10 protein-coding genes are annotated in these 12,652 nt (G+C 62.1%); 2 read left to right on the forward strand and 8 right to left on the reverse strand.

The window, feature by feature from the left end; all coding sequences use genetic code 11:
- Positions 1-47: 47 nt before the first annotated feature.
- The 8 genes from KUF55_RS13515 to KUF55_RS13550 form a co-directional block, all read right to left on the reverse strand.
- Positions 48-956, reverse strand: coding sequence for an alpha/beta hydrolase (locus tag KUF55_RS13515; RefSeq protein ID WP_132359111.1), 909 nt, complete (start codon positions 954-956; stop codon positions 48-50).
- Positions 957-986: 30 nt separating this feature from the next.
- Positions 987-1,418, reverse strand: a complete 432-nt coding sequence (locus KUF55_RS13520; protein WP_132359113.1) for a heat shock protein transcriptional repressor HspR — start codon at positions 1,416-1,418, stop codon at positions 987-989.
- Positions 1,419-1,518: 100 nt separating this feature from the next.
- Complete coding sequence (locus KUF55_RS13525) at positions 1,519-2,469, reverse strand: DnaJ C-terminal domain-containing protein (RefSeq protein WP_132359115.1); 951 nt, start codon at positions 2,467-2,469, stop codon at positions 1,519-1,521.
- Positions 2,470-2,659: 190 nt separating this feature from the next.
- On the reverse strand, positions 2,660-3,220 hold the full coding sequence (locus KUF55_RS13530; RefSeq protein ID WP_218816920.1) for a nucleotide exchange factor GrpE: 561 nt from the start codon (positions 3,218-3,220) through the stop codon (positions 2,660-2,662).
- Positions 3,221-3,234: 14 nt separating this feature from the next.
- A complete protein-coding gene (gene dnaK, locus KUF55_RS13535) occupies positions 3,235-5,088 on the reverse strand; it encodes a molecular chaperone DnaK (protein WP_132359119.1) in 1,854 nt (617 codons plus the stop codon).
- 328 nt (positions 5,089-5,416) lie between these two features.
- Positions 5,417-5,890 carry a hypothetical protein gene (locus KUF55_RS13540; RefSeq protein ID WP_132359121.1) on the reverse strand — a complete coding sequence of 158 codons (474 nt, stop codon included), beginning with the start codon at positions 5,888-5,890 and terminating at the stop codon, positions 5,417-5,419.
- A 303-nt stretch (positions 5,891-6,193) separates the two neighbouring features.
- Entirely contained in the window at positions 6,194-7,978 is a 1,785-nt protein-coding gene (locus KUF55_RS13545; RefSeq protein WP_218816921.1) for a DEAD/DEAH box helicase, read from the reverse strand.
- 247 nt (positions 7,979-8,225) lie between these two features.
- On the reverse strand, positions 8,226-10,304 hold the full coding sequence (locus KUF55_RS13550) for an efflux RND transporter permease subunit (RefSeq protein ID WP_218818797.1): 2,079 nt from the start codon (positions 10,302-10,304) through the stop codon (positions 8,226-8,228).
- 181 nt (positions 10,305-10,485) lie between these two features.
- On the opposite strand from KUF55_RS13550, the gene KUF55_RS13555 reads away from it, so the two are divergent.
- Positions 10,486-10,950 carry a MarR family winged helix-turn-helix transcriptional regulator gene (locus tag KUF55_RS13555; RefSeq protein ID WP_132359125.1) on the forward strand — a complete coding sequence of 155 codons (465 nt, stop codon included), beginning with the start codon at positions 10,486-10,488 and terminating at the stop codon, positions 10,948-10,950.
- 158 nt (positions 10,951-11,108) lie between these two features.
- Positions 11,109-12,626, forward strand: a complete 1,518-nt coding sequence (locus KUF55_RS13560; RefSeq protein WP_218816922.1) for a GH1 family beta-glucosidase — start codon at positions 11,109-11,111, stop codon at positions 12,624-12,626.
- Positions 12,627-12,652: the final 26 nt, after the last annotated feature.

Raw genomic sequence — 12,652 nt, forward strand, 5'->3', positions numbered from 1 at the left:
CGGCGGGGCGGTGGACAGGCGAAGGCCTCACTCCGCCCCGTTCTGCTTTAAGCCAAGGGCTGCTGTCCGGTGGTGATCAAGGCAATGTTCCGCAGGGACAGTGTGTCCGGATCCCGGTAGCCTCTGGGCGAATCTAAGTTCCCGTCCATGAACCGGGAGGTGTTATGTCCTCGTGCCGCGTACAGGCCCAGCTCGGGCATGGCCCCCACACTAAAGGCGTGGCCGTTCAGTAGCTGTCGTCCCGAGAATGCGCGCCCCAGCATGGCCAGGTAATCCCCGTGCGCGATGGCCTCATAAATGTTCTGTTTCGGGATGTTTAACCGATCCGGCGTGCGCGAGAGAATCCTGGGAATTCCCGCCGATCCGATCATGGCCAGGGCCTGCACTTGAGCTCCAAAGTCGGATTGGGCATCAAGGACCTGAGCGGCCAGTGATGCAGCGTAGGAATGGGCCTCGATGGCCAGGTGCGGGCGATCTGGCCGCAGCCGAGCAAAGGTACTCAGGTCCTCCGCCAGCCTGCTGATTCCTCGTCGCGCGGCAATGTTCAGCAGGGCGCTGGCGAGGTTGGGTGTCCGATAGCCCAGCCAGGCCACCACGGCCGGCGCTGGTGCTCCGACGCGGAGTTGCTCAAGGTATAGCTGTCCGGCTTCGCGCACCGACCCCCACAGGGCGTTGCGGGCTCGAATCCCCGTCCCGGAGAGCTGGAATGTCACGTGGCTGGCGGTGTCAAGATCACCGACAGCAATCGCTGCCAACGGCTCCCTGGCCGAGAGATCCAAAAAGAGAAGATGACGGGACGGAATCGCGGGGTCCATGGAACCTCGACGCAAGGCATGGGCCGTCCCATCCAGTGCCTGCCGGTGAGTGCCGCGCAGGTGCCCACGGATGGCGCAGAGTGCTTCGAATCTTTGATGGGCCATGGCCGATAACCCGGCGTAGTGAGTAGCTGGTGTCATGGTCTTATCCCTTGCCGACGGTGGGCACTGCTACTTGTTACGCGGCTTCCACACCACCACGGCCTGGCTGCGGCCGCGCGGGCGCTGTCCGCGGGCCAGGGAAACCACATCGCCGGTGCTGCCGGCGGCGAAAACTCGTCCCAGGCCCATGGCCTGGTGGGCGCTGCGCAAGGCAAACACTTCGTTGCTCAACTCCCCCACGCGTGAGCGCAGGGCAGCCACCTGGTTTTCTAGGGCCATGATGCGCCTGATGCCCTCCAGGGAGACACCGTCCTTGGAAAGCCGCTGAATTTCGCGCAATAGTTCAACGTCGTGCTCCGAGTAGCGACGCTGCTTTCCGCCCTGCCGCGAGGGGGACACCAGACCCAGGCGGTCATATTGCCGCAGCGTCTGGGGGTGCATCTCGGCCAACTCCGCTGCCATGGAAATGACAAAGATCGGCCTCAGTCGGTCAGTAGCCATGATCACTGCCCTTCCGTTCTAATATGTTCCACCGTAGCCAAAATCCTGGTACGGACAAGCGCCCCGCGCCGCGCAATGGCGGAACGAGGCGCTTGGTTAACTAGAGTGTTGCGCGGGTGAACAGGCTTTCGCGCGGATCCTCATCCTTGGTGGCTGCGGCGAAGGCCTCGACGGCCTCCTGTGCTTCCTTGCTGAGGTTCTGCGGGATGACCACGTCCAGGGTGATCAGCAGGTCGCCGCTGATCTTGGACGTGACAACCCCACGGCCCTTCAGGCGCAGGGTGCGACCGGTGGCCGAACCCGCGGGAACCTTCATCTTGACTCGTTCCCCGGTGAGCGTGGGGACTTCGATCTGGCCACCGAGTGCGGCTTCGGAGAAGGAAATCGGGACGTGAATCCGGATATTGTTCTCCTCGCGGATGAAGAAGCCGTGTGGCTTGACGGTGACCTTCACAATCAGGTCCCCCGCGCCGGCACCGCCCGGGGAGCCCTTGCCGCGCACGCGGACCGATTGCCCGTCCTTGATGCCGGCAGGAATCCGAACGTCGATGATCTCACCATTGGCTTCACGCAGCCCAATGGTCGTTCCCTTCATGGAACCGGCAAAGGAGATCGAGGTGCTTGCCGTGCGGTCGGCACCCTTGCGTGGTGCCTGCTGGCCGAAGCCACCGCCGCCAAAGAGGTCGGCAAAGTCCGGTGGAACCTGACCACCACGTCGGGATCCGCCACCACCGCCGAAGAGGTTGGAGAAGACGTCCTCGAAGCCGGCGTTGCCCTGGCCTCCACCCTGTCCGCCGGCGCTGAAGCGTGCCCCGGAGCCCATGGCCCGGATGCCGTCGTATTGCTGACGTTCTTCGCTGTCGGACAGGACCGCGTTGGCCTCGGTGATGTCCTTGAACTTGCGCTCGGCCTCGGGGTCCCCGGCGTTGGTATCCGGGTGGAACTTGCGCGCCATCTTCCGATACGCCTTCTTGATGTCCGCGTCGCTGGCGTCCTTGGAGACGCCAAGAATGGCGTAGAAATCTTTGTCGACCCAGTCCTGACTTGCCACCGGGCGCCTCCTTTGCTGTAAAAAATCTGTGGCTCACCCGCTCATCGATCGCGGCGGGGAGAAATCTAGGGTGTTGACTCCACCAAGTATGCGACGGATCGCGGGCTCCATCACCGGAACCTGGTGCGAACCGCCGCATACCTGGTAGCTGGTGTGGCACCCGCCTAGGGCAGGAGCCACACCGTGGTAATTACTCTCCGAGGGAGACGATTACCTGGGCGGCACGCAGAACGCGCTCGCCCTTCTTGAAGCCCGGACGCAGAATCTGCGCCACGTGATCCGCCGGAATTTCGGCGTTTGGCTGCTGGATCAGTGCCTCGTGAATGTTCGGGTCGAAGGCCACGCCGGCTTCGTCAACGCGCAGCAGGCCAAGGCCTTCGAGCACGGTGTCGAGCTTGTTGGCAATCGACGCGAAGGGGCCATCAACCAGGTCACCATGCTGGCGAGCGGCGTCGATGTCATCAACCACCGGCAACAGGTTGACGATGACCGACTGGATGGCGTTTTCACGCGCTACATCGCGGTCACGTTCAACACGCCTGCGGTAGTTGACGTATTCGGCCTGCAGGCGCAATAGGTCATCGCGCAGTTCGGCTTCCTTGTCCACCACCGGGGTTGCTTCCTCGGTGTCGAGGCCGGCCTCATTGAGGATGGCCTCGGCCTGGCTCAACGCGTCGCCCGAGTCATGGGCTTCGTCGACCGGAGTAACCTCTTCGTGGGAGGTAGCTTCGTCGTGATTTTCCTCTGACATGGTCGATGCGCCCCTTACTTCTTGACGTTTTCGTCGTCTTCGTCAATGACCTCTGCGTCAACGATGTCTTCTTCGGCCTGCGGTGCTTCTGCACCCTCGGCACCCTCGGACTCGGTCTGAGCCTGCGAGTAGATGGCTTCGCCCAGCTTGGTCTGCGAAGCCTGAAGCTTCTCAAACGCGGCCTTGACCTCGTCATCGTTGTCCTGGGATTCCAGGGCCTTCTTCAGGGCGTCAACGTCGGCCTGAACCTCGGTCTTGACCTCTTCGGGCAGCTTGTCTTCGTTGTCCTTGATGAGCTTGTCCACCGAGTAGGCGGACTGCTCGGCGGCGTTGCGGGTCTCGGCTGCCTCACGGCGCGCCTTGTCCTCGGAGGCGTGCTCCTCGGCTTCGCGAACCATGCGCTCGATGTCATCCTTGGACAGCGCGGTGCCGCCGGTGATGGTCATCGACTGCTCGACTCCGGTGCCCTTGTCCTTGGCGGACACGTGGACGATGCCGTTGGCGTCGATGTCGAAGGTGACCTCAACCTGCGGGATGCCACGCGGGGCCGGTGCAATACCGGTCAGCTCAAAGGTGCCCAGGGCCTTGTTGTCGCGGGTGAACTCGCGCTCGCCCTGGAAGACCTGGATGGAAACCGAAGGCTGGTTGTCCTCGGCGGTGGTGAAGGTCTCCGAACGCTTGGTCGGGATCGCGGTGTTGCGCTCGATCAGCTTGGTCATCACTCCACCCTTGGTCTCGATGCCCAGTGCCAGCGGGGTGACGTCGATGAGCAGAACGTCCTTGCGCTCGCCCTTCAAGACGCCGGCCTGCAGTGCTGCACCAACGGCAACAACCTCATCCGGGTTCACACCCTTGTTGGCTTCCTTGCCGGCCAATTCCTTGACCAGTTCGGCAACTGCCGGCATACGGGTCGAGCCGCCAACGAGAATCACGTGAGCGATCTCGGAGACCTTGACGCCGGCTTCGGCGATAACGTCCTTGAACGGCTTACGAGTGCGCTCGAGCAGGTCGTTGGTCAGTTCCTGGAACTTGGCACGGGAAAGGTGCTCGTCCAGGTGAACCGGGCCATCGGCGGTGACCGAGAGGTACTGCAGGGAGATGTTGGTGGAGGTGGCCGAGGAAAGTTCCTTCTTGGCCTGCTCTGCCGCTTCCTTCAGACGCTGCAGGGCGATCTTGTCCTTGGACAGGTCCGCACCCTTCTGCTTGGCCTGAGCCAGCAGCCAGTCAACTACACGCTGATCCCAGTCGTCGCCGCCGAGGCGGTTGTCGCCCGAGGTGGCGCGGACCTGGATGGTGGAGAAGTCGTCTTCGTCCTTGCCAACTTCGAGCAGGGAAACGTCGAAGGTTCCGCCACCGAGGTCGAAGACCAAGATGAGCTCGTCTTCCTTGCCCTTATCCAGGCCGTAGGCCAGGGCTGCTGCGGTCGGCTCGTTGACGATACGCAGAACGTTCATGCCAGCGATTTCGCCGGCTTCCTTGGTGGCCTGACGCTCGGCATCGTTGAAGTATGCCGGAACGGTGATAACCGCGTCGGTGACCTTTTCGCCCAAGTAGGACTCGGCGTCTGCCTTGAGCTTCATCAGCGTACGTGCGGAGATTTCCTGCGCGGTGTACTTCTTGTCGTCGATGTTGATGGTCCAGTCGGTGCCCATGTGGCGCTTGACTGAAGCAATGGTGCGATCGATGTTGTTCACGGCCTGGCGGCGAGCGATGTCGCCAACCAGAACTTCGCCACTCTTGGAGAAGGCTACGACCGAGGGGGTCGTGCGGTTGCCTTCGGCGTTAGCGATAACGGTCGGCTCGCCACCTTCGAGGACGGATACAACAGAGTTGGTGGTTCCGAGGTCAATACCTACGGCACGAGACATGAGGATGCTCCTTCTTACCTGGGGAAATGAACCAACGACCAACCCGAATTCAATCGGTTGAGCGTTCTGCACTCAAGTTTACCGAAGTGCAAAACGATGTCAATTCAAAGTTGAGCGCGCATGGCTCAAGTTTGGGTTTGAAGGGTCAAATTTGCCGCCATGGAGCTAGAAAATCCCCGGAATGACAAGGAACTTAGAGTTTGCTGAGAGTCGCGTTCGCCCTCAGTGATCACCCTCTGGGAGCATCGCCGAGTTCCGATCACCGGCCGCGACGGGTCGGCTTTCGGGCCACGAGCTGCCGCTGTTTACCGGTGAGCCTCCGTGCCCCCTAACGGGCGCCGATAACGTCAATGCCCAGGTACACCAGCAGGCCAAACGCGGTTCCCCACAGAATGATCGAAATAACCTGCCAGAAAATGACCTTCTCCTTGGATGCTCCAAAGGACACCAACGCGGCCGAGGTGATCTGGCTCGGAAGGATCGTCTGGCCCAGGAGGCTAACACCGGCGATGCCGTACTTATCGAAGGCGGCACGCAACTTGACGTACTTTTGGGAAGGTTCCTTAGTGCCTTTGCTCGCTTTTCTACGCAGAAAGTGGGCACCGTTGACCATGAGCAACATTGAGGCCACGTTGCCCACCACGGCCGCAAGGATCGCGATCACTGGGTTAACGCCAATGACGACCCCAATCGCTGCACCAAAGTACGACTCCACAAACGGAATGGCGGCTGCAAGCATCACCGCCAGCCACGCCAGTGCCGGAGGGAACGTCGAGGTGAAATCCTGCAATGACTCAATCATGGTCAAACTCCTATGTCACACTGCGGCAATCTGTTCTGCTGCTCCGGTTGACCCCGGTGGTCTTGCACCAGCGGCCTGTTCTTCCCTCCCAGATTATTGGTTGTCACCCGGGAAACCGGTGCCACCAAAGGATGATCTCTACCGACCACGTCAGCTGCGGATTCAGACAAAGGGATGAATCCGCATCCGCGAAATTCACTACCGTTGCTTAAACGCCGGTGGGCCCGGTCAAGCAACGTTTGAGTTGCTTGACCGGGCCCACCGGCGATCAGGTTCTACCGCGGCAACGCCGCGAATCGATCCTTAGTAGTTGTTGCGGTTGCCCGAGGCGGGTGAGGTCGCACGGCGCGGAGCGCGCCCACGACCTGCGCCACGGCCTGCACCGTTGGCTGCTTCAACCTTGGAGGCGCCTAGGGCGTCACCGATGGTGTTGTTGCTGCGCGGCGGGCGTGAGCTCGCTGCGCCACCCTGGCGCTGGCCCGAGTTGTTGCGAGCCGCGGCAGATCCGCGGTTTGCCGGATTGGTGCGACGAGCTACATCGCGGTCATCCTGCTGCATATCGGCACGGCGGTCGGCACGGTTATCGGTGCGGCGGTCGCCGGCACGCGGAGCCGAGGCGCCACGGGTGTCGTTACGACGTTCGCTGCGGTAGCCGGGAGCCGCGTTGCCGCGACCCTCGCCACGGCGTTCGCCACCACGGTTTTCACTGCGGTTCTCGGTGCGGCGTTCGCCACCACGGTTTTCGGTGCGGCGTTCGCCACCACGACTTTCGTCGCGACTGCGCGGGGCCTCACCGGTTGAGCTCTTGGCGGTCCCACGACCGCCGCGGCGACGGCCACGGCCGCCTGCTGCGTCGGAGTCCGTCAGGGTTTCCTTACGAACGGTCGCGGTGCTGCGCAGCTGCGGAGCAACATAGGCAACCGGAGCGGCAACATCGCCCACAACGTCCATGACGACCTGTGAGTTCGGGGTGACCTTGACCATCGGAACCTTCAGGCCAGCGGCCTTGATCAAGGACTTCACGTCGCTCTGCTGATCCGGGGTGGCGATGGTGACCACAATGCCATCCGAACCGGCGCGGGCGGTACGGCCCGAGCGGTGCAGGTAAGCCTTGTGCTCGGCCGGCGGATCAATGTGGACAACAAGCTCCACACCATCAACGTGTACGCCACGGGCTGCAACGTCGGTGGCTACCAATACGCGAGCGTCGCCTGCGGAGAAGGCCGCGAGGTTGCGGTCACGAGCGTTCTGGCTCAGGTTGCCGTGCAGATCAACGGTCGGGATGCCGCACTTGGTCAGCCAGACGGCCATCTTCTTGGCGTGGTGCTTGGTGCGCATGAACATGATGCGGCGGCCACTGCCGGAGGCCAGGGTGCGAACCAGTTCCTTCTTGTCGTCGTTGGACACCATGAACACGTGGTGTTCCATGGTGTTCACGGCGGCGGTCGGAGCGTCAACCGAGTGAACGGTCGGGTTGGACAGGTAGCGCTGAACCAGCTTGTCGACGCCGTTATCCAAGGTGGCGGAGAAGAGCATGTGCTGGATGCCGCGCGGTGCCTGATCCAGGATGCGCTTGACGACCGGCAGGAAGCCGAGGTCGGCCATGTGATCGGCCTCGTCGAGTACGGAAATTTCCACGCGGGAGAGGTCGGCGACGCGCTGCTTGAGCAGGTCCTCGAGGCGACCGGGGCAAGCGATGAGGATGTCAACGCCGGCGTTCAGGTCTTTTTCCTGACGCTGCTGCGAGACGCCACCGAAGACGACGGCAACTCGAAGGTCAACGGCCCTGGCCAGCGGTTCCACAACCTTGGCGATCTGGGTGGCCAGTTCGCGGGTAGGTGCCATGATCAATGCACGCGGGAAGCGTGCCTTGCGTGGCTTGGGGTTAGCAGCCAGGCGTGCAACCACCGGAAGGGAGAAAGCAAGGGTCTTGCCCGAGCCGGTCTGACCGCGGCCGAGCACGTCGCCACCGTTAAGGGTGGTGGGAAGCGTTGCTTCCTGAATGGGGAATGCCGTTTCGATTCCCTGCGAGGCAAGAACATCGGCGAAAATTGCGGGCACACCAAGGGAAGTGAATGAAGGACTCACGTAATACTTTCTATCAAAGCTTCGCACGACGGTTTCGGCGCGCGTGGTCGCCGAAGAAAGAGAGAGCCAAGATGGCGCAAAGCGCACATCGACCGGCCGTAGTCGCTCCCAAGTCATCTCGGGGCACGCGGCGGGTCGGGAAATCTAATCAGTCGACGCATAGACCTTCGGGCACAAGAATCGCACCTTACCGATCTACAAGTATCCAGCTTAGCAGTACCCCGCCCACCGCCCAACGAGAGTTCCGTTACCTTTTGGACCCGAGCTTGCTGGGCCACCAAACTTTGTCACCGATGTCGTGCACCAGTGCGGGCACCAATAGCGACCTGACCACCAAGGTGTCGAGCAGGACGCCGAAGGCCACAATGAAGCCCAGCTGCAACAGGAACATGATGGGGATGATGCCCAACGCCGCAAACGTTGCGGCAAGGACCACTCCGGCGGAGGTGATCACCCCTCCGGTGACGGCGAGTCCGCGGAGCACACCGTTGCGCGTGCCGTGGATGAGCGACTCCTCGCGGACCCGTGTCATCAAGAAGATGTTGTAGTCAACGCCCAACGCGACGAGGAATACAAAACCAAAGAGCGGAACCGACGGATCGGCGCCTGCAAAATCAAAAATGCCATTAAAGACCCAGGCCGAAACGCCCATCGCCGTCCCATACGACAGCACGGTGGTCGCCACCAGCAGTAGCGGGGCAAGAATTGAGCGCAGCAGCAGCATCAGGATGACCAGAATAGCCAGCAGGACCAGCGGGATAATTTTCAGCAGATCGGCCTGCGCCGTGGTGGCCGTGTCGCTCAGTGTTGCCGTCGTTCCGCCGACCAGGGCTTCGGAGTCCTGCCCATGAGCAATGTCCCGGACGTTGAGCAACGTCGCCTTGGCCGCGTCGGAGTCCGCGGGATCATCCAGGGTGATGGAGAACAACACTCGACCTTCAACGACCTGTGGATCGCGGCCGGTCTGGGCCACCGCCGGCCCACCATCGGCAGCCTGGATATAGGCCGAAGCCACCCCATCGCTGGCTTCCAGCAACGGTAGCAGGTCAGTGGCAGCCGACTCCTCCACCACCGCGAACAGCGGACTCCCGGTCCCACCGGGGAAATGCTCACCCAGGGCAACTTGACCGTCCCTGGAGTCGGTCTGTCCCAAGACAATTTCGCTCTGCGGAACACCGGATGCCTTGAGCTGAGTCAATCCCAAGGCGCCCGCCGCCAACACCAGTGCCGTCAGCACCCAAATGGGTCGCGGGTGACGAGCAACAAATGCGGCAATGCGTCCCCACAAGCCAGCCGGCAGTTCTTCGGGGGCCAACTCGGGTGTCGGCTTGGGCATAAATGGCCAGTAGGCGGCTCGTCCCAAGAGTGCCAGCACCGCTGGCAGGAAGGTCAGTGCGGCAATCACCGAGAGCACGATGCCGCTGGCCCCGATGGGGCCCAGTGCCTTGTTCGAGTTGAGGTCGGAGAAGAGTAGGCACAACAAGCCGACCGTCACGGTACCGCCGGATGCCAGAATCGGTTCCACCGAACGCTTCCACGCGGTCACCACGGCTTCCCAGCGATCCTGCCCCAGGGCCAGAGCCTCCTTGTGCCTGGCGACAAGCAACAGCGAATAGTCGGTCGCCGCACCAATAACGAGGATGGAAAGAATGCCTTGGCTCTGGCCGTCGAGCCGGATCCAGCCTTCCTTGGCCATAAAGTACATGGCCAGAACCGCGGCACAGAGCGCGGCCACGGCGGTGAAGAGCACCGTCAGCGGCAGCAGTACCGAGCGATACACCAGCAGAAGGATCACAAAGACTGCACCGAGTGCCACACCCAGCAATACCCCATCGATTCCACCAAAGGCTTCCACCAGATCCGCACTAAATCCGGCCGGACCCGTGACATAGGTTCGGGTTCCGGCAGGTGCGCTGTCGGTGAGCTCGGTACGGAGGGTATCTACGGCGGCGTCAACCTCGACCTGACCATTCAACGGGAGAACCCATTCGGCGGCCAATCCGTCCTCGGAGAGGAAAGGTCCGGCCACGTCACCGTCAAGGTCGCCCGACTTTGATAGTGCCGTGCTCAGATCCTTGATGGTGGCTTCATCAAGTTTTGTCTCGCCCACCACGACCACCACAGCGGGAATGGCATCGGAGGTGCGGAACTTGCTTTGCCATTCCAGGGCCTGTGTTGCCTCGGCACTGGCCGGGAGGAACGCGGCCTGGTCGTTAGTCTGCACGTCGCCGAGTTTCCCGAACGTCGGCCCACCCACGGCCGAGACCCCCAGCCAGAGCGCCACCAGGACCGCCGCCAGCAGGGCCCTGATCCATCTCATGCTCATGCGGGTCGTGGACCCGGGTTCCTTCTGGTGGTGCCCGACATGTTTGCCGGTGCCCTGGGACTGATCGATCACGATTTTCTCCTCTTATGCTTCGGCCTGAGCCAGAATGCTTCGCAAGACGTTAACTTAGATAGTATTTCCACAATGGAACTAATTCAAGTTGACCCACTACACTTGATGCATGGATTCCACTGCTTCTTTCGCGCTCATCTTGCTGCTCCAGGAATTCGGCCAGGCTTCGGACCGGTATGTGGAAGCAACCGGTTCCCTCCACAAAACTCACCGCACCGAAATGAACGCACTAGCGCTGATCATGCGCCTCGAGCGCGCCGGCACCCCACCGACACCCGGCGAAATTTCCCGCGCCCTGCAGCTCAGTTCTCCCGCCACCAGCGCCATGCTTGGCCGGCTCGAACGCCGGGGACATATCGAGCGACTGCAGATCGACAAGGACCGCCGAGTACAGCGCATTAAATTGACGCCCCAGGCGCTCGCCGACGGACGTGCCATGTTTGTTCCCCTGGCCGAATCCATGCGGGAGGTCATCTCCCATTACAGTGCCGAAGAGGTGGAGCTCATTTCTCGTTTCATGGCTCAGGCCACCGCCGGCGTCGATCGGGCACGGAGTATGGGGCAGGGAGAATAACCCCGTTGCGGATTTGCCCTCGCCCCATCGGCGAGCGCAGCTCCGCGGGCCCTGAGGTGGAAGGTTCACCATGGATCAAAAGGGAAATGCCCACTAGGCTCGGAAGCACTACCCACCGTGCCATGTGCCGCCCACCAATGAGTGAGGATCGCCCCATCATGACCGAACGCCCCCGCACGAACGCCACCTCGAACCTAGCCGCTCCATACAACACGGCCGAAGAACTCTACTTCCCGCCCGGTTTCAGCTTCGGTTCGGCCACCGCCGCATTCCAGATTGAGGGCGGCAGCCATGAGGACGGCCGCGAGGATTCGATCTGGGACACCTTCGCTCGGGTACCGGGAGCCGTCTTCGAGGGACATGACGGTTCAATTGCCGCCGACCACTATCACCGGATGCCAGAGGATGTGGCACTCATGGCGGACCTGGGGCTCGACACCTACAGGTTCTCCACCTCCTGGGCGCGGATCAAGCCCGGGGACCGCGGACTGAATCCACAGGGCATGGATTTCTACTCCCGCCTGGTTGATGAACTGCTGGAACACGGCATCGCCCCCTGGCTCACGCTTTATCACTGGGATCTGCCACAGGCCTTGCAGGAACACGGCGGCTGGGCCAACCGCGACACCGCCTACCGATTTGCCGACTACGCCGTGGAAGTATTTGATCATCTGGGCGACCGCGTTAAGCAGTGGACAACACTCAACGAGCCCTGGTGCTCCTCCTTCCTCTCGTACGCCGCCGGTGAGCATGCCCCGGGCCACACCAACCCGGCCGAGGCTGTGGCCGCGGCACACCATCTGCTCTTGGGCCACGGGCTGGCCACCTCGGCCATGCGCGAAGCCGCCACCAAGGATCAGCAGCTGGGGATCACCCTGAACTTCACGGTCGCGGATCCTCACGATCCAACCAACGAGGCGGACATTGATGCCGCTCGGCGCATCGATGGCTCCTTCAACCGCGTGTTCCTGGACCCAATCTTCCGCGGTCAGTACCCCGCCGATGTTCTCCACGACATGGCAGCGGCAGGGCTCGAACAGCATATTCACGGCAACGACATGGAAATCATTGCCACCCCCATCGACATGCTCGGGGTTAATTACTACAACGGTGTGCAGGTCACCGGACCCCAGACTCCCCCGGTCCCGGAGTCGGCATTAACCTTCCCCTCCGAGCGTGGCCTGCTCCGCCGCTCCCCCGCGGTCGGCAGTGAACGGGTGCGGGACCGTTCTCGTTCACTGCCACAAACCGCCATGGGCTGGGAGGTACAACCCGAGGGCCTGGAACGATTGCTTCTCCGCTTGCAGGAGCACTACACCGGTCCCGCGGGCATCCCGATGGTGATCACCGAGAATGGTGCCGCCTACAACGATCAGCCAGATGCCTCCGGTTTTGTTGATGACACCAAGGACCGCTTGGCCTTCATCGACGCGCACCTGCGCGCCACGCACCGCGCCATCTCCCGCGGGGCCGATGTCCGCGGGTATCTGCTCTGGTCATTATTGGATAACTTCGAGTGGGCCTTTGGCTACAGCAAACGCTTCGGCATCGTGCGAGTGGACTACAAGACGCAGGCGCGCATTCCCAAGGCATCGGCCCGCTGGTACGCGGACGTGGCCCGCTCCCACACCGTCCCCGCTATCTCCCCGGAGTCCATGGTTCGCCGAAACATATGACTCTGCGGTCCGTGACCACGATGAAA

Source organism: Paeniglutamicibacter sp. Y32M11 (assembly GCF_019285735.1).
In the GTDB taxonomy this organism is placed as follows: Bacteria; Actinomycetota; Actinomycetes; order Actinomycetales; family Micrococcaceae; genus Paeniglutamicibacter.